The organism is Ruegeria sp. CDSB117 (assembly GCF_059611005.1).
Map to the genome: position 1 here is coordinate 1 of NZ_JBXWOS010000036.1, position 23,135 is coordinate 23,135.

The following is a 23,135-nucleotide window of genomic DNA, read 5'->3' on the forward strand; positions in this document are numbered from 1 at the left end:
AGAGCTCTGCCGCCGTGAAGGCATCGCGCAGAGCCTCTACTACAGCTGGTCCAAGGAATTCCTGGAAGCCGGCAAGACATCATGCGTCGCCGCGATTTTGTCGCCAAGAACAAGGCAGCCGTGCAATCCTTGTGCTGCGATTGAATCTTCGACCGAGAATTTCCAGTCGGGATAAATCGATTGCACAATTTCAAATCCTGGAGCGACCCACTCCACGCAACCTGCCAACTGCTCATTGTTCATTTCAGCTGTTGGTGCATGTTTAAGGCCCAGTACGATTTCTGGCTCGATTCTCGGTTCTGAATACCTTGCCAAGTTTACCGGCTGATCAGTCGAAAACAGCCCATCTGCGTGGACCTCTCCCCAAATGGGTTGATCCACACCGTAAACAGGCCAAATCGTGCGGTTCGTGAAGCCGACTTTTCTGCCAACTCTTTCTTTGTCCAGAATCTCGCGGACACGACTAGCAATCGAATAAGCGTCATCCAGCGATAGCTGTCCTGCCTCTGAAGACAGTTTAGGTATCTGCTGGGCAGAGGTCAGGGCATCAGCAATTGTCTGAGCGTTAGATTCAATATCTCTTGTCATATTCGTATTATACGCTCCGACGGCTGGATTGCGATGCAAGCGAGGTTTTGAAGGGCCATCGTCGGAAACTCAAAGGCTTGCAATGAAAGTGTGGATATGCCTCATTAACCTTCTGAGAGATGACACCTTCGGTTGATGTCTATTCTTCAACTTAACCTTGGTTGGAAACCAGCTTCCCACTCGGAAGAATTCCTCTAAGGCTTCAAGATGTGCCTGGCGCTACTGCTGCTTTCGTTTGACCGAAATAATGCAGCCAGAGTGTTTTGGATGTCGTGCCGGTACATCGCGTGCCATTGCGTCCACGTTTCCGAGGTGCCGCAACGCTCCGTTGTTCAGCAACACGCCTCGCCCAGCATCATAACGGCGCTGTCCAAATCCGCTGGCAACGCATTCCCAGTCTTCCTTGGCCGCCGCGTTGCGGAATCTCGGTAGGTCGTGCGGATCATGCCGCCCAGGTGTTGCTGCGACGTGATCGTGTTTCTTCGCATTGCTTTGGTGGGTTAAATGGTGGGACACTTGTGTTGTGCCAGGTCGCTGGACAGTACCGGTCGTCGGCCTCGGCTTAGGGCGCATGATTGTCACGACGCCTTGTGGTTTCGGATGTCCTGGGACTGCCACGTGAGTTGCCGTAGGTTTTGGTGTCAACTGTGGAACCTGGCCAGGAACCGCCGTGGGAACCTGATTGGGGATTGCGGTTGGAACAAGCGGTGGTGTCGCTGTAGTACCGCTGGGTTGCGGAACACGGCCGGGCACTGCGACCGGAATCTGGTTTGGTGTTGCGGTGGGCACAAGTGGCGGCACCGCTGTTGGGCCGGTAGGTTGAGGCGGAACCTGGCCAGGGATAGCTATCGGAACTTGATTGGGAGTTGCAGTCGGAACTTGCGGCGGCACCGCGGTAGGACCAGTAGCCAATGGCGGAACCTGATTTGGAACAGCTGTCGGAACCCGGTTTGGTGTGGCGTTTGGTGCCAGAGGCGGAGTTAGGGTCGGCGCTACTACCGGCGTGGGAACCTGACCAGGAACCGCTATTGGTGTCGCGATAGGAACCTGACCGGGAATTGCGTTCGGAACCGCGCCCGGCGCAAGGACTGGAACAGTAACGGATGTGGGCGTTTGCTGGGTTCCCTTAGGCGGCAACTGATTTGCTACCGGCTGAGTTGGGCCGGTAATTTGATTACCTGTTCCTTGCCCACCGGCCTGCCCGCATCCTTGGCTTGACTGGTGAGGATTCCCCACGCCACGGCACCACCCGTAGTGATTTCCGCCGGCAACGACCTGTGTAGCGGCCAGTTCTGCAATCAAACAAGCTGTTGTAAGTAACGCAATTCTGTTCAGTTTCATAACATCCTCACCAACTTGTTGTCAGAGCAAGATACGCGCCTGGGTCGCCCGAGTCGGTCAGAGGACCGTCTCTCAAAGGGACGCCAACGTATCCGGATAGGAATAAGTTTCGCTTAAACTCGATGTCCAGCCCCAACCCGGTCGATGCCAGTGTTGCACTTCCCACTTCGAAACTGGCGGGATCATTATTCGAGATGTAACCAACGTCGAAAAAAGCGAAGGGCGTCAGACGATTTACGCTCTGCGAGCTTGGGAAATAGGAGTGAGATACTTCGAAGATTGCTGAGATCCCTGAATCACCATCCACTTCGTCAAAGCGGTATCCACGCAACGCATAACGATCACCAAGGAAGTACTCTTCGACAGAGGGTAACCGGTCTGTTGTGTACTGACCCCAGATCTCTGTCCGCCAAGCTGTGTTGGGCGATAAGCCCGGTAGGGGGCTTTCATATCCGATGCCGCCCCTCAAATGCCAGAACGAAGAGTCCCCGTCATCAAAATTCGCGTCTGTCGTGTCGTTGTCATTGTCACCAAAAGATAAGGTTAGCCCCGCTTCCAGAGCTTGTCCCTTTGGATAGTTTTGCCCGTAAAGATATGTAAGGCCAACGACACTCGCGTCACTGGATAGTGGAACGCCACCACTGACTGAATCCGCTTTTGAAAGGCGATAGTCCAGCAGAAGATATCCATAACGGGCCACATCGCGGATCACGGGGTAACCCATCGCGACTGTGAAGTTCTCGCCGTCAATATCTGTTCTCGCAAAGTCCCCTGAGAGGTCACGTTTTGCGTTTATGTTCCCGTAGAAGATCTCACCGTACAGACCATTGCTGTTCAGCGGCGTGCGATAGGTAAGAGCGCCCCATAAAGAGTGCTCATCGTCTTTGTCCCAATTGTAATTGCCTGATCCCTCAAATCGCAGCATATCCCCGACGGTCAGCGTTGAATAAAACTCTTGCACGACATAGAAGCTTAGCGCGTCTCCAAGCTCACGCGGAGGGTTGTCGAGTGTCGCACTACCGGCTTGTTTTCGCAGTGGCTCTCCCAATACTCTCAGCCGAGCACCAGCCTGATCCGGGTAATCAAGTTCGGTCGACAACTCCAAGTCAGGTATGTCCTCGGCTAGCATAACCGCCCGCTCAAATCGTTTCAGCGTTATGGGATAGGAGGTGGTGAGGGGCTGAAAAATCTTCTCTAGGGTTTGGAACGTGCGCGTATCTACACCTTCAATTTCGATGGTTTGAATGCGCCCTTCATCAACAATTATGCTCTGTCCATCGGGGCCGGGCCAGGCCTCAGCCAAGAAGTAACCGTCTTCTCGGTAGATCTGCGTGATCGTTGATGCGACATCCACTGCTATGATGCGCCCTGACCGATCAAAAGCCAACTGACCGGCAAACGTTAACAGCTCATTCGTATCATATACCGTTACGCCGCTGACAGAGTGCTGTGATGCGATGTCCCAGGTTTGGGCAATGCTGTATTTTGGAACTGCAACAAAGGCCACTAAAGTGCAAATGATCGCAATTACAACCGAATTGGATACGGGCATTATCGATAACCTTAAGGTGACTGAGCATGTTGAAGCCCAACGTTATTACATGGTTCGCATGTGTGAACCTGACGCTATTCGAATATATTGATGGGTGATGTTTTTTAGAAACATATCGAACAGAGCGCAGATTTACTTAATATGCTGCACATAAGACGGCACTCATTTACACAACCCCGCTTTTCAACCACGCAGAGTAGAGAACTAGTAGGACAGTCCTCACAACTCCGGTTGCTCAAAAACATAAAGCCGCGATTTCTTGGCATCATCTGTCAGGATATAGAGAAGCCCTCTGATCTCATCGAGAGCGATCCCTTCGGGATGTTTAACTTCTTTTTGTTTTCCATCTTCTGTGAACGTCAAACTGATAGACTTTACGGACTTGGATTCTGGATTGTAGATGAAGATCTGACGGCCTTTGTCACTCACAATCCAAAGAGAACGCGAGGACCGGGACCATACCAGGCCGCTCAAATCCAGTTCATCATCATCTACACGCTCGGAGATAAAACCTGCATCGCGGGCTAAAGGAATGATCTCAATAATTTCGTCTAGCTCTGGCGATAACACCATTAACAACCTTGGTTGTCCCTCAATGCCAACGAAGACCCGCCCGGATTCCGGGTCAACGGCGATACCTTCGGGTCCCTTATTCAAAGGGTTGCCGACGAGTAATTCAGCGGCGGTCGGGTAACCTTTAAGAGATGCGAGAGGTATTGTCGTCAGTTGAATGGGGTCAGTTGGGTGAACGACTAGGATTGATCGGTCAGTTTCTTGAAGCACCAAAACAGACCCATCTTTTCGAGGTGCAACACCCTCCAAATCTGATCCTGCCAATGCTGGCAACTTGAAAGAGTTTCCTAATACCCCGTCGACTCCGAGTAGGTGCAGTTTAGGTTCGGCATCACTTACAGACCACAAGAAGCCTTCAGTGTTAGACATTGCCAAACCGGAAGGCTCTGAAAATCCCTCTGATTTGTCTGCCACCTTGAATTTATCGACCAGAACCAAACCAGCACTTTCGGCGTAGGCAAAATCGGTCCAAGGCAAGAAGGCTGCCGCAACCAAGCTGGCCGTAAAAGCGAGTCGTCTAAGTTTGCAGAAACACCGTGAAATTGTAGGTTTTGACGGAAACACTTTGTTTTCTGCCATTCAATTTTCTCGCGCTTGGACCATATCCTTGTATCAGCGTTCGTATCACAGTCCGGACGCGATGTCCGAAGAATGCACGGTAATCTCTTTACCTGATCCCGCCTGTTGCGATTGAATTGAATAGGGCACGATGTGCCTTTGGTGAAGCGTAAGCCTTTGGCGTGAGCAGGAAGGAAGACAAGTTGAATACGACCCTCACATTTGTGACCGTGTTGTTGATGCTGCTGTTGCCAGGTGCTGCGGTGTCACAAGTCGACCCTGCGACGATGCTGGCCGGGGCTTCGGAATCGGAATTTCTCATCGAACGCCAGTGGACGCAGTTTCGTGGCAAACAGGAACTGTATTTCTTTACTCTCGATGTGATCGTCACGATCATTCTGGCTGGCTTGATCGTCTATCATCCGGTGAGACGTAAAGCCCGTAGAAGTGTCAGCGATATCGTCATGCCGCGACTGTTCTTCCTTTATGCGCTTGTCGGCATGGCGGTTGGGTTTCTGGTCGTACAGCACGGATCGATGATCGGGTTCGTGATTTTTGGAATAGGAGCTCTGTTAAGGTTCCGATCAAATATGGATGACCCGGTCGACACGGTGGAAATGATTATAGTCACCGTGCTTGGGCTGGCGGTAGGGCTGGGCTTACCCTTGATGGCCGCACTGGTGGCGGTTGTATGTTGGTGTTTCATTTGGCTCGGTGGGCGAAACAAGGGCGTGGAAATTTCGCTCAAGGCTTCAAACGAAGAGCACTCATTGAAAGTCAGCGGGGACATTGAAGCCATGGCCGCAGACGCTGGCTGGAAGCTGGTCAGAAAACACCACGTCCCCGGAAAGTCTCGCGTCTCATTGCTTTTCATCACCTCGGGAGGGCTTTCAGAAGCCCGGATAGAAGAGATGATAAACGATCTGGTCCCTGATAAAGTTGAGCTGAAACTCAACCTCTAGTCATTTCACAAGGTCCAAACGTTTCAACACTGCATTCGGGGATCTGATCTCTTCCGGAAGCGACTTGAAATTTACCGACCTTTCGAAGTCAGGTCCTCGATATACTGCTATCCCAAATTTTCCGTTTGGCTGGAACGTAACATGAGTGAAGCTGTGAGGTGATCTGGCTTTTGATCCGATAAGCCGTCGCGGGCCACCTCCCAAACAAGCTTGGGAGACGTAAGTAACACCATCTTTCCAACCCGGATAGAAGGCATGATGGTGGCCTGACAGATGCAGAACCACACCGCTTTCCAAATAGATTTTTTCAAGTGTTGGGTCACCGATGATTTCGCGTTCACGCTTGATCGCGAAGGGCCAAAGTGGGAGGTGACTGAAAGTGACAATCGGGTCTCCACTTGTACCCAGTTCCACAAGTCGGTCCTGCTGATCGCCGGACAGCGGCCCTAGGGTCGTAGCATCCAGAGACGCAAACGTAATGCCTTGCATCTCAAATGCGTAGAAGAACGGGTAGTCATCTGAAACCAGGAAGTCGACGTCTGGCTTTCTCGGCGTCCATTCCTCTGCGTATATTTTTCTTTCACGCTCGAACCCTCGGTAAGCGGAGGCGTCATGGTTTCCCGGCGTGACCGCAAACGGAATGCCGGCAGCCGTTAAAGGATCTGATACCGCCTCATGAAACGCTTTCCACATTTCCCTGACCTGTTTGTCGGACAAGTTGGGAATGCGCTGTCCCGCAACCATATCTCCGGTCGAAATAACCAGATCTGGATCAATCTCGACTATCCGCTCAATCGCCTTGTCGACGCGGGCATCGTATTTTACCGAACCGTAGCTTCCGTTCAGATCCGATATGACGATGACATCCAATGCCGCGGCCTTGCAGGCTAGCAGAGCTGTCCAAATGCACGCCGCAAAAAGGGTAGAAAGGTTACGGGTCACTACAGTCTAAGGCCTCTTGCTCGGCGTCGCTTGTCAGAAAAAATGCGGCGGGATCCAAATCGAATATCAATTCACCATTTGAACAATTGCTCTGGAGGATGGACGTTGCCAGCGCGGTATTTTTGACGACTTGTGCAATCTGACTGTCTGACAGCCCAAGGCTTTGCGACAGCCAGTTATAAACCGGGCCTTGAGTTTGAAGCTCACTATTCAGCGCAACCAAGCGTCGGTATGTGCTTGGAGAGAAATGCCGCATTTTCTCTAGCATTTGAGTAGATTTCGCGAAGTTGGCATACTCAACCCGCCCACCAGCATCGTTGTCGTTTAGATTGCTGCGACGGATCAATAATGCGTCGGCGGGAACGTCTCCATCGTTTGGCTGATGGTGCTTGGCCTTCCTATGCTTCAGGTCTCCGTCTTCGACCCAATACCAATAGGGTGTGAAGTCTATGTTTCCTACGCGGTCCTGCTGGCTAAAGATGAAATCTAGGAGAACAATCTCGGTAAGTTCTTGCATCCAAAATGCCATCTGTTGGTCGCTGACATCGGGGCCGAGATCCTTGTTGATCATCCGGTCTCTTCGACCTTCTCTGACGCCCTCTGCGATTGCCTCTGACAATGGTTTTGAAGACCGCAAAGCTAAGAAAGCGGGCGTTTCCTGAAAATCGCGGTTCTGACCTTTCCCCCAACCAGATTTACGGGTGCCGTTGATTTCCGAGCCGTATCGATGCCCAGGGCTATCAAGCAGCACACCGTATATTTGCGTTCGATCTGCGGTGAACAGATCGTCGGTTGGTTGGTATGAGTTCGGGTCAGCGTCCGCAGCTGCAAAGACCCGCCAGCCTTCATGGTTCATGCGCCCGCCGCGAGAGCCACCAGAAATCGCAAGGCCAGGCTCTGCGACCTCTGAAAAATGCGCCTGGGCGTCCATGCTGCGCCAAACGGCGACAGGAACTTTGACAGTCGTGTCGAAATATCGGGAGAAATGATAGTAAAGCAGCGACGAGGTGGAAAAGGTTCCACTGGTGCCCTTTTGGTTCATGGTGGATTTGAATTTGGCCACCCTGTCCTTGGCCAGATCTTTTGCTGCCTTCCCCTCTTTGCAAGCGTTTCTCTCGAATTCAGAACGGTTCCCCACGTAGGGTCCTTCCGAAATATCGTAGACGGCCATTCCTGGACTGGTGCTCCAGGTTTTAGGACAAATAGCAATTTCGGAGGCATAGAAATCGATCTCGCAATAGGTAGTTTCTTCCTCAAGATCGCTTTTCTTATACTCGCCCGTTGGAACTTTTTCGATCCGAATACAGCGTTCAGTAACGCCGTTGGGACTATCAAATGTCGTGGCTTCACCGATAACATCGTCGTTCGCCCACAAGACAGTGGGCGCAATGAGAGCAAGTGACCACAGAAGATTGAACTTCATTTGGATAGTCCTCCCAAAATCATTTAGGGCAAATCGCTGCCTGTTGTTCGGTGGAGATCTTCAATTTGGGGTCGACGCTGAAGTTGGAGAACTTTGAATCAATCCACTGGTCGCATCCGCCTGAACATGGGGCCCCGTTTCGGGCATCATTCCAATATTCCTTGGCCCTTTTCTCCGTCCAACCGCAAAACTGAACGAGCGCCATTGCCGACAATGCACCCGAGGAATGAACGCCCCACATGCAGTGCACCAGGACAGGACCCTTTCCAGGGTTTTTAATCACCTCGTGTATGGACGCCATGACAGCATCGGGTCGGGAGGATCTGGCGCCTTGATAGTCAAAGGATCCGTTTCCGCAACTGGTGCGACCGTATTCAGTGTTTTTGCCGAAGTCCGCATAAAACCCGGTTGAAAACCCCTCATCACACAAAGCTTCGCGTTGTCCTTCACTCAGGCCCGTTCGCCCCTTGTCGCCGCCTTTGAAACCGGAGCGATACAACACTCCGCTCAATACGGGTCGAAAGAAAGCGACGCCATCAACACCTCCATCGCCGCCCTTTGATAGCATTTGACTGTTGCTTGGACCGCCGTTTCGGCTTGTTACGTCGGAATTCGCAGCGGTTGCGAGAACACCAATGAATATGAGGGACGTCAAAAACCGCATGTCAGTTCCTTTCTTTTCTCACGCGCCATATTCTCACACGCTTCACACTTGGTGGTCTGTTGGAGAGGCTCATTCTCGGCAGCTATATCGAGTGGACGATAATCTTTCTGCCGTGAAGCTTTAAATCGGCCACACCAGATTGATGATAAAGACGACCACGAAGTAGGCCAGAAAAACTTTCCAGTTCAATTGGTGTTTGTTTTCTTCGTTGATCACGCCGGCCGATTTCATTGCCAGGTTTGTGATAACTAGAGCGGCAATGATGACCGCCGCATGTGCCAGGTCGAAATGCAAACTAGAGCTCCCTTATGCAGATGTTAGCTAGATGAAAATGTGTCAGCAGTCACCTGATGGCAGCATAGCTACATCTGAGTACCTTCCGTCAGATGTCGTGATCCGAGCACATGCACCAGTATCCTTGTTAAACCAGTACGAGGTCAGCCCTTCGCTTCGGATGAGTTCAAACCCGAGACTTTGAATACCCATTTCAGCTTGGCCCGCTCTTGCCCCTTCAAATGACGAAAGATCGCTAGAACTGCCAACAGTTGATGCACTTGCATCCACCGAACCGCTACTCTCATCACATGCTGCAAGCGCCGAAATGCACATTGTGCCGATCACCAATAGGACCTTGGGTTTCATCTGTTTTTCCCTCGCTTTTTTGGACTTGCGTTCCAGGGTTTCTGATTGATCACCTATTCAATTCCGAAAATGACGTTGTAGTCGACAGAAGAGTTGCTGCGATTGATAACCTCCACAACATGATCACCGGATTGCCAAAGCTGTCCTCGATACTCCTTGTCCGCCGACATCAATCCCAACAGTTCAGATCCATCGGGGTTGCGAATAACGTAGTCCAAGGAGCCATTTCGCGGAGCAACGCGAACGTAAAGGAACTGTTCATTTTTAGCACCTAGAGCATACTGCTGAGACGCTCCGGGCGCGAGTTCACCAACGAGTTCTGCGCCAGTGGAACCAGAATCAAATTTGACGCGTTGGCTACCAGTAGACCCGGCGGCGCCTGCCATGGCTCCACCGCCATCATCCATCGCTTCGACAACCGACATCTCGCCGATGCTTCCATCCTTGTACGCGATGCAACGCCAAAGTGTTCCGCCTGCGTCACGTAACATGACGAGCGTGCCCGCTTCTGAGAACTCTGAGCTTTCAATCGTACCTGATTGACCGTCTGGTCCTCCAACCTGTCGCAAATGATCGATACACGCATCGTCTGCTTCAGACATTGCAAACGAAGCCGTGCCTGCGATTGCGAACATGGGTGTGAGGAGTTTGAGTAAATCGAGTTTCATCAGATGGTCCCTTGCTGGCTAATCCTTGGAGTTTTGTTCCGTGCAAATCGGAACCTCACTTGGCTTCTCGTAAACTTGACAGAAATTCATCGCATGCCTGCGCGCTGCCGACGATCTCGTCCGTCGTTTCAATTCCTTGCAGTGACGCCATTTCAGAATTTACGCGGTTGAGGATCTGATCCGCTTGCTCGGCGGTGATCAGGTTCTCGGCTTGTGCTCCTTTCAATGTGGTGCAGACACCGGCGGACAAGCCTGTCGCAACGCCGACACCCACCGCGGCCCCGCCACCCAAGGTCATCGCCCCAACCACGCCGAGGACGAGCCCGATCACAATTCCCAAGATTACTTTTCCCATGTTTTCCTCCCTTTTGGTGAGAAAGAGTTCAGCCACCACTACTGGCGCAATCTGCGTGCCCATCTGCAAATCATGACCAGCGCCAACAGGTTGAGCATCGGTGCAATCGCCGCAAACCAAGGCTTGGCTGACTCCGAGACCAAGTCCGCTAGAAATATCCAAGGCAGTCCCAACGGCAAAAGGAACACCCCGGACAAAGGGTCTTGTTCCTGTCCCAGCCAGCCAAATGTGCCTGTCAAGAATGCAATCAACGCCAACAGGTAAAGGATCGCAAATACGATGGTGGTTATTCTACAAACCAAGTCGAACTATCCTAAGACCGAGACAGTGCTGCGCAGCCGTTTTCGGTTACGCAACAGACTGCTCACAATGCGCCTTCGTCGCCCAGGAACTCGATACCAGCTGTCGCGCCATCACTGTAAGCAATGCAATTCCAAGGGGCACGATCCTCGCCAACGCCTACAGTGACTTGTGTTCCCGCCTCGCTAAACGCGGATGAGAGCACCACGACTTGCGAATTGTTCGTCGTGTTGGCTACATCTCGCAAACACGCCTGCTGAGCCGGCGTGAGCTCGGCGGACGCGCTTGATGTACTCGTATCGTCGCAGGCCGCAAGCAGTGCGAAACATGTCGTGCCTGCAATCATCACCATCTTGTTAGACATTTTCTTCTCCCTCTGGTTCCCTTGAAATTAGTGAAATTGGATGGGCTTGTTTGAAGTTCTCACGTCAGAGCAGGCTATGGAACATACTTCGACCCAGTGATTTCCCTTTCCAACAACTTGTCGCGGGGGGCTTGGCGGGCAGAGCGATTTTGCTTTGACTACCGAGACCGCCAACAACGTGTGAAAGCTGAATGACGACACTGGCAAAAGCTCGAGCGAATTCTGGAAATAGGGCGAGTACGTTTAGTCTGAGCATCGCGTCCTCCCAGCGCTCAATCATTGTAAAGTGCCTTCCGACCGCCAGCACTCACTCCAGCAGTCGGAAGGGCTCGGCACAGCGAGCAGCAACGACAACAACCGAGGTAAAATAAAGTTGTGTCGAATTCGCATGTTTGAATCTAATTTTTAATAAATCAATATTTTTTCCGCGCGCAAAATTCACTACGCTCCCGTACGATAGGCTTCTGCTTTCAAACAAAAAGGTAAGTGGGAGCGTCCATAAGGGCGAATGTGATCTTTTGGCTCGGCGAGGCGTTCTGAGGCCGCACAGAAACTGAAAAAGGATTGAAAGATGGGATTTGGTGAAGCCGTTAAAACGTGTTTCTCGAAGTACTTCCAGTTCTCCGGCCGGGCTTTACGCTCAGAATATTGGTGGTTCTTCTTGTTTGTGGTTGTCGTGAGTGCTGGTTTAGCTGTGCTGGATACGATCATATTCGGGACCAACCCTGAAACAGGGCAGGGATCTCGGGTTCTGTCCTCTGTTTTCCAACTGGCCGTTCTCATACCTATGCTGGCCGCCGGTTGGCGGAGGCTGCATGATACAGGACGACCTGGCTGGTACTTGCTGCTGCCGATGGCGCTCAGTATTACAACGCTTTTTGTTATGCTGGGTGGGGTAGCGTTCTTTTCAGTATTGGAGCAAGGGACCGAAAATCCCGATGCATTGCGAGGACCTGCGGCCGTCCTGGGTGTGACCGGTATCGTTGTTGTCTCAATCCTTCAATTGGTTCTGTCCATTCTGATGATCTGGTGGCTGACACGACCTTCCCAAGAAGGCGCAAACGAATACGGCGAACCTGTTTCCTGATCTGGCTGTCCGGGCAATTGGCTGGAACTTCTGCTGAACGACAGTGCGAACCGTAACTCAATGGAGAGAAAAAAATGAGCTGCAAAACCATTTCCATTGGAATGCTACTGATGGCAGTGGCGACCACAGCATCAGCGGAGTGGTCGTTCAGCTCCGGGCCCAACCCCAATGCGTTTATTCAGACAGGAAACATGACGCTGGAACTTCAGTGTGACCGTATTCGCTTTGCTCCGGCTGGATACGAGGACAGCCAGGACATTGCGGACAAGCAGGGGCTTTCCATTCGTTTCTTGAAGAACGGCACCACCGAAGTTGGAGCATTTCAGGTTGGCGCAGAAAACGCTGCCGTGCAGATCGTCGACAACTATCCCGTCGAGGTCAGTTTCAATAGTCAGCCGGACTATGGTTTTGTTCTGGACCAGCTTGCGGCCAATGCATCGGTTAATCTGTCGATGATTGATCAAGATGTCAGCTACGGAATTTTTGACTTGAAAGGTTCCAGCGCAGCAATTCGGTCCCTTCGTTCTGCGTGCGATTTAGAAGTTAGCCAAGAGACCTCCTACGAAGCGCCCGAAGGCATCGTCTATTGTGGTGGCGGAGCGAAAAAACGCGTGATCGAACCCGTAATTTCGGACAATTCGGAGGGGGAGTGGGACGCAAGAGTAACAGTCAACGGCGAGTCGATTAGAGCCATGACAGCCTACAGTTACTTCGGAAACTCTGAGCCGCCGGCGGGATTTGTTGTCGCCCTGCTTGGGGAAGACAGGTCCGAATTTCTGATTTTTAAAGAAGGCTCGGCAAACTGGCTGGAATACGGGGACTACAGGTATGAACAATGCAACTGAAGCCACCTTCCAACCGGCTTCCCAATTGGCAAGCTACTTGAAACGTTTGGTATCTGCGATCCTGCTTGGTTCGGGCCTGGTTTGGACCTCACCAGTTGTCGCGGCTGACGTTTCGCAACTTCCAACCGGTTTGCGAGCAAAGGTTGATCTGGCGGCGCAGGCATGCGCGGAGTTCAACAACGGTCAGTTTGACATAGCCTGGGGCGCGGTTGAAAGGGTCGATCTCGACGGAGATCTTCAACACGACTGGGTTCTGAATGAGTCTGGTTTCGCGTGTTCAAGCGCCGCATCTCTATATTGCGGAACTGGCGGATGCATGTCGCACTTTTGGGTTAGCGAAAAGGTGCACTCCTTGCTCAATCAAGGCTGGACGGTCGTTGATTTTGGGCGCCAACGTGTTGTGGTGGCAGATATTCATGGATCCAATTGCGACGGAATAAACCCAACGCCTTGCGTCACCGCCAGTGTTTGGGATGCGGACGCTAAGACGTGGCGCTCGTCTGCTGGCGATTGGGAATAAGTTACATTTGAGCATTGCAGATAAGCCATAGGAGCTGGTTTGTTCGATGGGTTCTCTGTGGCACGCACACTTATGGGCAAATCGTGCAAAGTTATGCGCAAATACCGCGCAGAGTTATGGGCAATCTTCCAAGATTTTCTTCAATGAAATCAATGTTGGGAATGCAGCGTTATGAGCGCACCTACAGGATCTTTGTAGGTGCGCCCAAAGCTTTGCATTTCGCCTAAAGATTTGCATCTTTGGCCCAAAACATTGGGCGCAAAAGCCACGCACAGAATTTAGAATTCAAAGCTAATTGCGCACAGCGCAAATTTTGGTTGGTCCCATGCCATAGACGTGGCCTCCGTGAAGCTTGAAGTTTGCCGCTTCCAACCCAAAGTGGACAAGAACGATCTACGTCAAGAGCGGAATGCGGACTTCCGCCGTAGTTTTCTCAGATGGCGGCTGTAGGCTACAAGATAAGCGGGTGCTATTGCTTAAGGTCAGCGATGCCCAGGAATCCGGACTTTGCAAAATTCAGCGGACGGCCCAATTCGGACGTGGCCCGATGGGCGTCGTTGCTGCGGTGCAGCCCGCCAAGCCAGCCATTCGCCGCGAGCGCAACGCTAGAAACTAATTCGACGCGAGCACATGACCTTGCCGAAACCACCTGCCAAGAGGCCGGAGATTGTTCCATTGTCGATTTCCAGATCGACTTTTATCAGGCTCGGACTCGCCGGGTTCATAAACACCCCTTGTTCGATTTGAAATGATCGTTGAGATGATACGACAAAGTCGTGCAATACACATGCTAAGGGCCCCGCAGCCATCCCCGTCGCGGCTTCTTCCTCAATCGCGTATCGGGGCGCAAACATGCGGGTTGTAGCGTCTCGGTCGGTCGCCGATGGGTCTCTTGTGAAGACGTAGTAGCCGATCAAATCCAGTCGTTCGCTGATTTGCGTGATTTTGGCAAAATCTGGTTTCACATTGGCAAGACCATCGGCATCAGCGAGGCCGATGACAATGAAACTGTTACCGGTATTGACTAAAACCGGTGGTATTTCCTGATCAAGATGATGTCTGTTGATCCCTAGGGAGTTCAGTACATCGTCGATGCTTACACCTTTTTCCACCCATTCCTCTGGTATCGCGTATTTTGGGGCCAGCTGTTCCATATAGGCGGCACCCTCTTTCATTAGTATGCGCCTTGGCCCATCAACTGTCTCCTTCGAGGTGTTGGGATTGGGAATCCGGCCCAGCGCGTCAAGGTGAGAGAAGGCGGCAATTGTTGCATGACCGCAATGAGCGATGCGCCTGTTCGGTGTGAAGAAATCCAGTTTGAAGCCCTCTGTCTTGGACTGCGACACAAAGGCCGTTTCGGACAATCCAACCCTTGCCGCGACGGTTTGCATATCCTGTTCGCCCAATTCATCAGCATCCAGGACGACGCCTGCGGGATTTCCACCGGCGCCACCGTCGACAAAGCCGTGTACGATTTCAACCGTTACCTGTCTGACAGTATTTGCTTGCGTATTCATTGGTTTTCTCCATGCGTCGGCCGCACCTTTGAGCATGGTGCGGCCAGTTTTACGTCAGTTGCTGGCGGCGGTGATGCGGTTCAGAAAGGCGGTCATTTGCGCCGCAATCTCGGGCCCATATTCTTCCAGCGCGAAGTGACCCGTATCGAGCAGATGAAACTCGAGATCATTCAGATCGCGTTCATAGGGATAGGCGCCTTCGACCGGAAAGATGTGATCATTCTTACCCCACATCAGTAGCGCCGGGGGTTGATGCTTCCGAAACAGCGCTTGCCATTTTGGGTACTCGGCAACATTGGTGCCGTAGTCTAGGAAGAGTTCAAGTTGCACCTCTTGATTACCTTCGCGGTCGAGCAGGTATTGGACATGCCAATAATTGTCGGGACTGATCAGTTCCGGTTTTTTAACGCCGTGGGTGAACTGCCATTTGGTTGCATCCAGAGTGAGGAATCCACGAAGCTGGTCGCCGTTCTCTTGCGATGGCTCGGCCCAATAGGCTTTGATTGGATCCCAGAACTCGCGCAGCCCTTCCTCGTAAGCATTCCCGTTTTGAATGATGAAGCCGGTTACCCGCTCGGGCTGTTCCGCAAACATTCGGAAACCAACCGGGGCACCATAGTCCATCAAATAGACCGAGTATTGTTCGACTCCCTTCCGGTCGAGCAGCGATGTCATCATTTCGGAGATATTCGCGAAGGAATACTCGAAGCCTTCGGCCTTTGGCATCTCCGACGCTCCAAATCCGGGAAAATCGGGTGCGATCACGTGGTAGTGCTTGGCCAGTTCAGGGATAAGGTTGCGGAACATATGTGATGAGGTCGGAAAGCCGTGAAGCAGCAGGACAGTAGGTCTGTTTGGATCTCCTGCTTCACGATAGGCGATAGCGATGTCGCCGATTTCTTCCGTGCGGAAGCTGACAGCCTGCGTAGCTTCAATTCCAGTCTCTGCGGCGATTGCTGGCGCCGGTGTAAATGGCGCAGCAATGGAAAGTGCGAGAATGCTGGCGCTCAGGACGGATTTCAGATTGCGCGACATGGATGTTTCCTTTCTTCAGGTTACGGCGTGCGTGCTTGAACGCGCGGGGCTTGATATCGGTCAGTTTTGCTGACCCAGTGCCTCTTCGAGCCTTGCGTTTCGAGCTTTCAGTGCTTCCAGCTCAGTGCGAAGCGGGACGAGGTAATCTTCAAATTCTTCAAGGGTCAGGCGTTGGGGGATGTGCTGCGGGCAGTTCCAGTCCATCGCCTCAAGCTTGATCACAATCGCCCGCTCAGGATGAGCGCGATAGCCCGGCTCACTCAGGCGTTGCATCAGCGCCGGATCGGCATTGGCATCAATGAGTTTCGCCCGACCCCAGATCTTGAGGCGTCGCTGATTGGGATAATCCATCAGGATCAGCGAGATTCGGTCATTGCCCAGCAGATTCCCAGTGCTGAGATATTGCCGGTTGCCGAGGAAATCGGCGTAGGCAAGTGTCCGTTCATCCAACACTTTCAGAAAACCCGCTGGTCCACCGCGAAATTGTACATAGGGCCAGCCGGTTTCCGAGACTGTTGCCTGATAGAAGCCGTCTCTTTGCCCGATGAACCTGGCCTCGACCGGGCTGATTGAGTCCTCCTGACGCGTGCCGTCCAGAAACTTCGCGTAGCCGTTAGCTGACCCGTTTTTGGCCTGCGTTTCGCGAACGGAGGGCGTGAAGCTGATCTCTGCAAAGGGTCGTGCCATTGAATTCTCCATCTCGGCCTGGGCGATGCCCTGGGACTGAGGTGAAGTTAATTGGAGCTTTCAAGTTGCGGAATTTGGATACTTGGCAATATATTATTCAAAAATATGGAATAATATCTTGGACAGATTTCACGCGTTAAAAGTCTTTGTGAAGGTCGCCGAACTAAAAGGTTTCGCTGCTGCGGCCCGCGACCTCAACATGTCACCACCGACAGTGACCCGAATGGTTTCTATGCTTGAGGACAGCCTCGGGCTACGTCTTTTTGTACGCACAACGCGCTCAGTGATGCTGACTGATAGCGGGCAAAGGTTTTTTGAGGATGCCAGACGTATTCTGGCTGACCTTGAAGAGGCCGAGCGCGCCGCTGTCGGTTCCTATGCCGAACCGACCGGGGAAATTAGTGTTACTGCATCAGTCCTGTTTGGCCGTATGTTCGTCACTCCAATTTTGGGCGAATTTCTGGATCTGTATCCAAAGCTCTCAGCGCGCACGCTCTATGTGGACCGAGTGGTCAATCTGATTGATGAGGGTCTCGACGTCGGGATCAGAATTGGCAACCTCGCTGATTCCAGTTTGATGGCTGTCAGGTGTGGTACGGTGAGGCAGGTCGCGTTTGCTTCCCGTAAATATCTTGACCAATATGGCGAACCAGATACGCCCGATGATTTATCCTGCCATGCAATCATTAATTCAACTGCCTTGAATGCATCGGCCCAATGGCATTTTCAACGGGGCAGAAAGACTGTCACCAAACGCATGAGCCCACGCATCAGCATGAACACAAATGACGCTGTGATCGAGTTGGCCTTGCAAGGTCATGGTGTCGGGCGGCTTCTGTCCTATCAAGTCGCACCCTACATTGCAGATGGGCGGCTCAAGACTGTTCTAAAGTCGTATGAACCACCCGAAGTCCCCATCCATCTTGTGCATCAAGAGGGACGAACCGTGTCTGCGAAGGTGCGCACCTTTGTTGACTTTGCTGTCGGACGTCTAAAATCAGATCCCCTTCTTGTCGGGAATCAAACACAGGTCCAAAAGCAAGATTAACAAATGGGCGGGCGTCGCGCTATTCAGCCACTGCCGCGACCGAGGCGATCCATGCATTTGGCACAAAGGCATCATCCAACGCGGTTTCCGCCACATGGTTCGTATAGTTCGACAGGGTTTTCAACGCTGTGCCGAGGATGACTTCCAGCATAGATCGGCGTGTGTAACCAGCCGTCAGAAACGCTTCGACCTGTGCGTCGCTGGGCCAGCCTCGGCTTTCGTTGATCACGATGGCGAATTTGCGCAGTGCTTCCAATTTGGGGTCGGCGATAGGGCTGCCATCGCGTAACGCTGCGATCACGTCTTCGGGGACACCGGCCATCTGTGAAAGAGTGGTATGGGCGGCCATGCAGTACTTGCACCCGTTCAACCGGTTGTTAGTCATAAGGATGATCTGGCGCTCAGTCTCTGACAGGCTGGTCTTTCCAAAGATGCTGGAAAGTGTCGTATAGCCTTCCAAAATTGCGGGCGCTTCGGCCATGGCCGCATAAAGGTTGGGTACAAAACCATATCCTTTCAGCGATGCTTCCAGAATTGGTTTCGCGGCATCAGGGGCTGAGGCGATTGTATATGTCTCAAAATCAGTCATGTCTGGTTTCCTTTGGGAAGAGTTTTCGACACACGCGAATTGTCATTGCGGACAGGGTGTCTTGGAGAAATGCCGGCCTTTTGGGGAGGGGAGAGGCAGCGGTGGCTCCGACCGGCAAAAGCCACCAAATTCCTCGATCAAAGGCTGCCGACAGGCGTGTGGTGGATGTCTGCCCACTTGGCATGGGCGCCTTGGATCACGGTCTCTTTGTCCTCAAGGTACTTCTTGAAGATTTCTTCATTCACAAAGAGATAGAGCTTGTCGTCCACGATATCGGCATACCGAACATCGCCATCAAGCTTCTTGCCTACATAGACGCCAAAGGCGCAGAACCCGCCGAATTGAGGCAGATGTGCCGTCGGATCCGCCTCGAATGTGGCTTTCGCTGCCTGCGACGCAAAATAGTAGTCCACTCCATCATGGGCCGATGTAAAAGTGGCGTTGCCCATTTCGGGTATTTCGGCTTCAAACATCGATACAGGATCGACGCCATGCATGCCGAGGGGCTGCCCAGTCAAGGTAAGACTGTTCGAAACGTTGTATTCATCGTCAGCCAATGCCGCCGCCGCCAGGGCGAGAGTCAACGCTGTTGTAAGCGTGGGAAATGTAAAGATGCGTGTCATGATATGTCCTTTCAGGATGCTAGGATCAAATTTGAAGATCGATTTGGGTCAGGCCGATTGGCCAATGCGCTCAACCGCGTCGTCGGTCCACCAGACGCCGTTGGCGACCATGCGGAAGTTGATGATGGCGGCGAGATACCCGTCACCTTCAGGCACCTTGGCCCCGGCTGTGGCATCGCGAACGACAGCGACTTCGTAGCCCAGCTCCAGCAGCTCGTAGAGATGCGCCTGCGTACACAGGTTCGCCGACATCCCCGCGAGGATCACCTTGTCGATCTTGCGTTTACGCAATTGCAGGTTCAGGTCATTCTGAGCAGGGCTGTAAACCTTGTGTGGCGAGCAAATGATGGTTTCGCCATCCTCGATGTACTTCTTGTATTGCGGCATCCAGTCGGCACCTGAGCCCTCGAAGTTGTCCAAATTGAGCGGTCCCAGGCGGTCAAACATGCCGATGCTGTGCATCGTGGCTTCCAGGGTGCCCTCGAACTCCCACTTGTGGTCATGTGGGTAGTAATAGTGGGGCGAGATGAAGACCGGCATCCCCGCAGCCTTGGCGGCAATGAAAAGCCGTTCGATATTGTCGACCGTGCCCTGTTCGGTCACGCTTTCGCCAACGACACCCCACGTCACACCGTCCTCTGACAAAAAATCAATCTGGGGGTCGGTCACCACAAGCGCAGTACGCCCCGGCTCGATGGTCATGTCGATTTGGGGAAGGCCTGGATTTTCCGGGTCAGCATAGTAGGCGCGTGCTTCGTCGGTCGCGGCATGGGCCTGCCCGCCAGCCACTATTGTTGTACCTGCCGCGGCCGCACCGGCGGCTTGTTGCAAGAGTCGCCGGCGCGCCATATCAACGCGTTCGGGCGTGACGTCGCAAGCGCAGCTTGCTCCATGTTTGTGGTCATGATTGCTCATTGCAAATTTCCTTTGTCTGAGAGGGGCAAATGGGTTTGCTTTACTCGGCAGCGCCCCAGGTGGATCTGACAAAGAAGAAGTTATGCACCACATCGATTGAGGTATCGGCCCGCCCTGCCAAGGTTTTGGCCGAACCTGCCATGTGGTCTTGAGGTGTGTGCCTAGTCGGAGGTCGCTTGCTGCCTGAATCGTGCCGGAGCCTGGCCAACCCAGCGCTTGAAGGCGCGGCTGAACGTGCTCTGTTCCGAAAACCCGGTCATAAAGGCGATCTCGGCTATGGAAGCCTTACCGTCACGGAGCAGGTCACGGGCAAGTGCAACTTGCGCCTGACCAAGAACGTCGCGATAGGTCAGCCCTTCTTCGGCCAACCTGCGGTAAAGCGTGCGCTCGCTCATTCCCATCTCTTGTGCGACATGCGCTGCTTGCGGCGCGCCGTTACTCAAGGCCGGTGTAAGCCGGTGGACAATTGCTTGGCTCAGTGAGGTGTCGTCATCGCGAGAGTTGAACTCCTCATCCAGGTGCTTCGTCATGAAATCTGACAAGCCCGGATCGCCAAGACGATTTTCGCTTTCCAGCATAGCAGGGCGCATAGCAATGGCGTTGTGGGCGCTCCCAAATCGAACCGGGCACCCGAAATATTCGGCGTAACGCTCTGGTTCTTGTCTGCATGGATGCTGAAACGTGACATATGCAAGCGACAACCCATCACCCACAAACCGATGCATGTTCCTCGCAAAGGCCGCAAGCGCGCATTCGTTGCGCAGCTCCAAGGCAGCGCGATGTGATGTTTGTCCCTCAAAAATCCAAAGGACCGGATCGCCGGTTTCATCAAGTCTGTAAACTGCGGTGTCCGTTACGAGACGAAAATAACGCTCGATCCGTTGCAAAGATTGCCGCAAGGTCGGAGCTGTCTTTACGGCTAGGCCAAGGACGCCGAGATCATCGGTTGCAATCGCGTTCGCATAGGCCTCAACCAACGCGGCCTCGTCCGCTTGTTGCGCACGAATCCAATCGATCAGATCGAAATACGCATCATCCGCCAATTGGCCGTCTTGAGCTTCTGGTAGACGCAGCACGACAGCGCCATTCGAAATCAGGGCGCCATCGTCGTTTAGCGTCATCCCGGCGGCGTTGGCCATCGCGCGGGCGAATGCGTAAGTTACACTTGCCATACAGTGAGATTAGCACTGGAAAGCTCTTTCACGCCAGATCGTCCAACCCTGTGATAGGTATAATAAATAGAGACAGCCTCGATCTTCGGGCGCTTGAGGATAAATGCGCCAAACTGATAACACTCGTCATCAGGTTTTCTGAACGGTATCGTCCGAAAGCGTGCGGAAGCATGCAGCCATAGAGGTCATGGTAGATGGGCGAAATTTTCATATCTGTGCTGCTGCCGCTCGCAGTTGTTGTCATCATGTTCTGCCTTGGCCTCGGACTCACAGCGGCTGACTTTCAACGTATCGGACGACGTCCACGGGCCTTTTGCGTCGGCGCTCTCAACCAGATCATTTTGCTGCCTTGCATCGCTTTGATGGTGACTTTTATCTTTGGAATTTCCGCTGAGGCAGCCGTTGGCATCATGATTTTAGCGGCCTGTCCGGGCGGGGCGATCAGTAACATCGTGACCAAGCTTTCGAATTGGGATGTCGCTTTGTCCGTTACTCTTACAGCAGTCTTCAGTCTGACTTGTGTCGTTACCGTACCGCTCATCCTGGGGTTTTCGATGCAGATGTTCATGGGGGCAACTGCGCCCGCTATCGACATTTCTTCGACGGCTTTAGCAATGTTTTTTTTAACAGCTTCACCGATCCTAGCCGGGGTGATCGCGCGATCCTTGGCGCCGCGAATTGTAGCTGCGGTCGAACCAATCTTTAGCAAGGTCTCTATGCTACTTTTTGCGATGGTCATCGGAGGCGCTGTCATTTCAAACTGGGTGGTGGTCGCGGATAACTACCTTAGGCTTGGACCCGCACTTTTTGTTGTAGGTGCGTCACTCACGTTTATTGGCATCATGAGTTCAGGGATGCTCGGATGCACAGACATCGAGGCGAAGACGATTTCAATTGAGACCGGCGTTCAAAACGGAGCTTTGGGAATCGCAATTGCCACTTTGCTGTTGCCTAACACCAATGGTTTAAGCGAATATGCCATACCATCCGCAATTTATAGCGTGGTCTGGATCGTAACAATGTTGCCTGTCTTCGCCCTGCTTGCGCGAAGAAGCCCAATTTCATGATCCTGACGCCTATTCGCTAGCTTTGGTTATGCGCTGAGCCAAGCCCCTTTGTTTCCATGCCAGAGCGCCGTCTGGTCAAAGAGCGATCAAGGAGCTCCAAAGCCCGTTGTGGAACGGCCGCTTTGGCGATTTTCCCTGTTGAAGGGAAGAGCTGTTGCTGCCAGTGCGGTGGATCCTGCGTCAGCGAAGGTGTAGACGCCAAGGTCAGTTTTGTCCGCAAGTCGGAATTGCAAAGTCTTGGATTAAGTGTCCGGATTGGGCTGGACCTGCCAAACATGCAAGCCGCGGAGAATGGCCGCATCGAGCCCACTTTGGCCGATGCCGCGCGTTGCCCGAATTACAGAAATGCGCAGAACGCGGACTTTGCAAAATTCGAAGAACGATCATTGCGAGTCTTTGCCGAGACCTTTTGGAGCAACCGCTATTGGGAACTAGCTGGATATGCTTTTGATCTAATCTGCTGCTCCGCCGAAATCTCGCGCCTGTTGCAGGTCGCTTTGATTGCAAAGTCAGGCGATGGTCACTGTCCCGAATTGGTTTTCGCGATACTGCAAAGCAGATCAACATGTCGATCCAACCAATCCTCGTCCAGTGCTTCGTGACGTATGAGCTTGCGGAAATAAGGTGCCGCGACTGCTAGTTCTATAAGCTGTTCAACCGGAACATTCGTGGCGATCTCACCGCGGTCTATTGCGGCTGCAAATACTGCTTCAACGCTTGCGAACCTGTCTTTCATGAATTCAGTGATCACCAACCGCGCTTCTTCGTCGGAGGACGCAGCAGCGACCACCTGAGGCGCGATTTGGCCCCATGGTGTGTCATTCAAGGCTCCCATCAGTACGCCGAGTAACCAGCGCAGGTCAGATCGCAGCGGGCCATCGGTTTTGGGTGGTATGTTCGGCGGTGTTGCGATGCGCCTGAACGCTGCATCACGCAGACTGCGCGCATCTGGCCAGTGCCTGTAAAGTGTACTGCGCGAAATGCCAGTTGCCTTCGAAACTGCGCCATGAGTTACGTGCAACACGCCCTCATCCACTAGTATCCTTTGCGCCGCATCAAGCGCGGCCTGCCGTGTGGCGATCAGCCTAGGATCTTCTT

Annotated in this window: 25 protein-coding genes; 6 read left to right on the forward strand and 19 right to left on the reverse strand. The window is 52.8% G+C overall.

Annotated features, from left to right (window positions below):
• Positions 1–39 precede the first annotated feature (39 nt).
• The 3 genes from AC2FJC_RS22310 to AC2FJC_RS22320 all read right to left on the reverse strand — a co-directional run bounded on the left by AC2FJC_RS22310 (position 40) and on the right by AC2FJC_RS22320 (position 4,633).
• Positions 40–588 (reverse strand): 2-keto-4-pentenoate hydratase, encoded by a 549-nt coding sequence (locus AC2FJC_RS22310; RefSeq protein WP_282171174.1) that lies wholly within the window; start codon positions 586–588, stop codon positions 40–42.
• Positions 589–1,936: 1,348 nt separating this feature from the next.
• Positions 1,937–3,481 (reverse strand): ShlB/FhaC/HecB family hemolysin secretion/activation protein, encoded by a 1,545-nt coding sequence (locus AC2FJC_RS22315; protein WP_496741793.1) that lies wholly within the window; start codon positions 3,479–3,481, stop codon positions 1,937–1,939.
• 219 nt (positions 3,482–3,700) lie between these two features.
• Positions 3,701–4,633 (reverse strand): SdiA-regulated domain-containing protein, encoded by a 933-nt coding sequence (locus AC2FJC_RS22320; protein WP_282171170.1) that lies wholly within the window; start codon positions 4,631–4,633, stop codon positions 3,701–3,703.
• A gap of 182 nt (positions 4,634–4,815) precedes the next feature.
• On the opposite strand from AC2FJC_RS22320, the gene AC2FJC_RS22325 reads away from it, so the two are divergent.
• Positions 4,816–5,574 carry a DUF4956 domain-containing protein gene (locus tag AC2FJC_RS22325; RefSeq protein ID WP_496741795.1) on the forward strand — a complete coding sequence of 253 codons (759 nt, stop codon included), beginning with the start codon at positions 4,816–4,818 and terminating at the stop codon, positions 5,572–5,574.
• On the opposite strand, the gene AC2FJC_RS22330 is transcribed toward AC2FJC_RS22325, so the two are convergent.
• From AC2FJC_RS22330 to AC2FJC_RS22365, 8 genes are all read right to left on the reverse strand, one after another.
• Positions 5,575–6,516, reverse strand: coding sequence for a metallophosphoesterase family protein (locus AC2FJC_RS22330; protein WP_142639634.1), 942 nt, complete (start codon positions 6,514–6,516; stop codon positions 5,575–5,577).
• Positions 6,506–7,939, reverse strand: coding sequence for a hypothetical protein (locus AC2FJC_RS22335; RefSeq protein WP_282171172.1), 1,434 nt, complete (start codon positions 7,937–7,939; stop codon positions 6,506–6,508). The genes AC2FJC_RS22330 and AC2FJC_RS22335 overlap by 11 nt, the downstream gene beginning before the upstream one ends.
• A gap of 19 nt (positions 7,940–7,958) precedes the next feature.
• Positions 7,959–8,603, reverse strand: a complete 645-nt coding sequence (locus AC2FJC_RS22340) for a protein-tyrosine phosphatase family protein (protein WP_170710078.1) — start codon at positions 8,601–8,603, stop codon at positions 7,959–7,961.
• A gap of 120 nt (positions 8,604–8,723) precedes the next feature.
• Positions 8,724–8,897 carry a hypothetical protein gene (locus AC2FJC_RS22345; RefSeq protein WP_170486445.1) on the reverse strand — a complete coding sequence of 58 codons (174 nt, stop codon included), beginning with the start codon at positions 8,895–8,897 and terminating at the stop codon, positions 8,724–8,726.
• Between the two features lie 42 nt (positions 8,898–8,939).
• Complete coding sequence (locus AC2FJC_RS22350) at positions 8,940–9,245, reverse strand: hypothetical protein (RefSeq protein WP_170710079.1); 306 nt, start codon at positions 9,243–9,245, stop codon at positions 8,940–8,942.
• Positions 9,246–9,298: 53 nt separating this feature from the next.
• Complete coding sequence (locus tag AC2FJC_RS22355) at positions 9,299–9,913, reverse strand: hypothetical protein (RefSeq protein ID WP_282121543.1); 615 nt, start codon at positions 9,911–9,913, stop codon at positions 9,299–9,301.
• Between the two features lie 55 nt (positions 9,914–9,968).
• Positions 9,969–10,430, reverse strand: a complete 462-nt coding sequence (locus AC2FJC_RS22360; RefSeq protein WP_282121544.1) for a hypothetical protein — start codon at positions 10,428–10,430, stop codon at positions 9,969–9,971.
• A 202-nt stretch (positions 10,431–10,632) separates the two neighbouring features.
• Positions 10,633–10,932 (reverse strand): hypothetical protein, encoded by a 300-nt coding sequence (locus AC2FJC_RS22365; RefSeq protein ID WP_058282225.1) that lies wholly within the window; start codon positions 10,930–10,932, stop codon positions 10,633–10,635.
• A gap of 571 nt (positions 10,933–11,503) precedes the next feature.
• Here AC2FJC_RS22365 and AC2FJC_RS22370 point away from each other — a divergent pair.
• The 3 genes from AC2FJC_RS22370 (at position 11,504) to AC2FJC_RS22380 (ending at position 13,384) form a co-directional block, all read left to right on the forward strand.
• A complete protein-coding gene (locus AC2FJC_RS22370; RefSeq protein WP_170555158.1) occupies positions 11,504–12,019 on the forward strand; it encodes a DUF805 domain-containing protein in 516 nt (171 codons plus the stop codon).
• 74 nt (positions 12,020–12,093) lie between these two features.
• Complete coding sequence (locus tag AC2FJC_RS22375) at positions 12,094–12,864, forward strand: hypothetical protein (RefSeq protein ID WP_282171173.1); 771 nt, start codon at positions 12,094–12,096, stop codon at positions 12,862–12,864.
• A complete protein-coding gene (locus AC2FJC_RS22380) occupies positions 12,848–13,384 on the forward strand; it encodes a hypothetical protein (protein ID WP_496741799.1) in 537 nt (178 codons plus the stop codon). The genes AC2FJC_RS22375 and AC2FJC_RS22380 overlap by 17 nt, the downstream gene beginning before the upstream one ends.
• A gap of 605 nt (positions 13,385–13,989) precedes the next feature.
• Here the strand turns inward: AC2FJC_RS22380 and AC2FJC_RS22385 are convergent.
• The 3 genes from AC2FJC_RS22385 to AC2FJC_RS22395 are packed head-to-tail and all read right to left on the reverse strand — an operon-like array spanning position 13,990 to position 16,623.
• A complete protein-coding gene (locus tag AC2FJC_RS22385; protein ID WP_496741801.1) occupies positions 13,990–14,937 on the reverse strand; it encodes a PhzF family phenazine biosynthesis protein in 948 nt (315 codons plus the stop codon).
• 18 nt (positions 14,938–14,955) lie between these two features.
• The gene (locus tag AC2FJC_RS22390; protein WP_281995597.1) at positions 14,956–15,936 is read right to left on the reverse strand and encodes an alpha/beta fold hydrolase; all 981 of its coding nucleotides are present in this window, start codon (positions 15,934–15,936) and stop codon (positions 14,956–14,958) included.
• Positions 15,937–15,996: 60 nt separating this feature from the next.
• Entirely contained in the window at positions 15,997–16,623 is a 627-nt protein-coding gene (locus tag AC2FJC_RS22395; protein ID WP_281995598.1) for a pyridoxamine 5'-phosphate oxidase family protein, read from the reverse strand.
• Positions 16,624–16,705: 82 nt separating this feature from the next.
• Here AC2FJC_RS22395 and AC2FJC_RS22400 point away from each other — a divergent pair, with 82 nt between their 5' ends.
• The gene (locus AC2FJC_RS22400; RefSeq protein WP_246097326.1) at positions 16,706–17,671 is read left to right on the forward strand and encodes a LysR family transcriptional regulator; all 966 of its coding nucleotides are present in this window, start codon (positions 16,706–16,708) and stop codon (positions 17,669–17,671) included.
• A 19-nt stretch (positions 17,672–17,690) separates the two neighbouring features.
• Here AC2FJC_RS22400 and AC2FJC_RS22405 read toward each other — a convergent pair whose 3' ends face one another.
• From AC2FJC_RS22405 to AC2FJC_RS22420, 4 genes are all read right to left on the reverse strand, one after another.
• On the reverse strand, positions 17,691–18,260 hold the full coding sequence (locus tag AC2FJC_RS22405; RefSeq protein WP_142639617.1) for a carboxymuconolactone decarboxylase family protein: 570 nt from the start codon (positions 18,258–18,260) through the stop codon (positions 17,691–17,693).
• A gap of 137 nt (positions 18,261–18,397) precedes the next feature.
• Entirely contained in the window at positions 18,398–18,883 is a 486-nt protein-coding gene (locus tag AC2FJC_RS22410) for a YHS domain-containing (seleno)protein (protein ID WP_142639615.1), read from the reverse strand.
• A gap of 48 nt (positions 18,884–18,931) precedes the next feature.
• Positions 18,932–19,798: a cysteine hydrolase family protein gene (locus AC2FJC_RS22415; RefSeq protein WP_010443191.1), complete on the reverse strand. Its 867-nt coding sequence runs from the start codon at positions 19,796–19,798 to the stop codon at positions 18,932–18,934.
• Between the two features lie 161 nt (positions 19,799–19,959).
• A complete protein-coding gene (locus tag AC2FJC_RS22420; RefSeq protein ID WP_170686482.1) occupies positions 19,960–20,970 on the reverse strand; it encodes an AraC family transcriptional regulator in 1,011 nt (336 codons plus the stop codon).
• A 194-nt stretch (positions 20,971–21,164) separates the two neighbouring features.
• Here AC2FJC_RS22420 and AC2FJC_RS22425 point away from each other — a divergent pair, with 194 nt between their 5' ends.
• Entirely contained in the window at positions 21,165–22,037 is an 873-nt protein-coding gene (locus tag AC2FJC_RS22425; RefSeq protein WP_496741804.1) for a bile acid:sodium symporter family protein, read from the forward strand.
• A gap of 520 nt (positions 22,038–22,557) precedes the next feature.
• Here the strand turns inward: AC2FJC_RS22425 and AC2FJC_RS22430 are convergent.
• On the reverse strand, positions 22,558–23,135 hold a 578-nt coding region (locus AC2FJC_RS22430; RefSeq protein ID WP_496741806.1), incomplete at its 5' end, for a TetR/AcrR family transcriptional regulator.

What these genes read in the sequence shown, in the direction of transcription:
- AC2FJC_RS22310 (WP_282171174.1), bottom strand. Translation starts at nt 588, where the DNA reads ATGACAAGAGATATTGAATCTAACGCTCAGACAATTGCTGATGCCCTG.
- AC2FJC_RS22355 (WP_282121543.1), bottom strand. Translation starts at nt 9,913, where the DNA reads ATGAAACTCGATTTACTCAAACTCCTCACACCCATGTTCGCAATCGCA.
- AC2FJC_RS22415 (WP_010443191.1), bottom strand. Translation starts at nt 19,798, where the DNA reads ATGAGCAATCATGACCACAAACATGGAGCAAGCTGCGCTTGCGACGTC.
- AC2FJC_RS22390 (WP_281995597.1), bottom strand. Translation starts at nt 15,936, where the DNA reads ATGTCGCGCAATCTGAAATCCGTCCTGAGCGCCAGCATTCTCGCACTT.
- AC2FJC_RS22395 (WP_281995598.1), bottom strand. Translation starts at nt 16,623, where the DNA reads ATGGCACGACCCTTTGCAGAGATCAGCTTCACGCCCTCCGTTCGCGAA.
- AC2FJC_RS22320 (WP_282171170.1), bottom strand. Translation starts at nt 4,633, where the DNA reads ATGGCAGAAAACAAAGTGTTTCCGTCAAAACCTACAATTTCACGGTGT.
- AC2FJC_RS22380 (WP_496741799.1), top strand. Translation starts at nt 12,848, where the DNA reads ATGAACAATGCAACTGAAGCCACCTTCCAACCGGCTTCCCAATTGGCA.
- AC2FJC_RS22340 (WP_170710078.1), bottom strand. Translation starts at nt 8,603, where the DNA reads ATGCGGTTTTTGACGTCCCTCATATTCATTGGTGTTCTCGCAACCGCT.
- AC2FJC_RS22405 (WP_142639617.1), bottom strand. Translation starts at nt 18,260, where the DNA reads ATGACTGATTTTGAGACATATACAATCGCCTCAGCCCCTGATGCCGCG.
- AC2FJC_RS22350 (WP_170710079.1), bottom strand. Translation starts at nt 9,245, where the DNA reads ATGAAACCCAAGGTCCTATTGGTGATCGGCACAATGTGCATTTCGGCG.
- AC2FJC_RS22385 (WP_496741801.1), bottom strand. Translation starts at nt 14,937, where the DNA reads ATGCTCAAAGGTGCGGCCGACGCATGGAGAAAACCAATGAATACGCAA.
- AC2FJC_RS22420 (WP_170686482.1), bottom strand. Translation starts at nt 20,970, where the DNA reads ATGGCAAGTGTAACTTACGCATTCGCCCGCGCGATGGCCAACGCCGCC.
- AC2FJC_RS22425 (WP_496741804.1), top strand. Translation starts at nt 21,165, where the DNA reads ATGGGCGAAATTTTCATATCTGTGCTGCTGCCGCTCGCAGTTGTTGTC.
- AC2FJC_RS22315 (WP_496741793.1), bottom strand. Translation starts at nt 3,481, where the DNA reads ATGCCCGTATCCAATTCGGTTGTAATTGCGATCATTTGCACTTTAGTG.
- AC2FJC_RS22335 (WP_282171172.1), bottom strand. Translation starts at nt 7,939, where the DNA reads ATGAAGTTCAATCTTCTGTGGTCACTTGCTCTCATTGCGCCCACTGTC.
- AC2FJC_RS22375 (WP_282171173.1), top strand. Translation starts at nt 12,094, where the DNA reads ATGAGCTGCAAAACCATTTCCATTGGAATGCTACTGATGGCAGTGGCG.
- AC2FJC_RS22370 (WP_170555158.1), top strand. Translation starts at nt 11,504, where the DNA reads ATGGGATTTGGTGAAGCCGTTAAAACGTGTTTCTCGAAGTACTTCCAG.
- AC2FJC_RS22365 (WP_058282225.1), bottom strand. Translation starts at nt 10,932, where the DNA reads ATGTCTAACAAGATGGTGATGATTGCAGGCACGACATGTTTCGCACTG.
- AC2FJC_RS22410 (WP_142639615.1), bottom strand. Translation starts at nt 18,883, where the DNA reads ATGACACGCATCTTTACATTTCCCACGCTTACAACAGCGTTGACTCTC.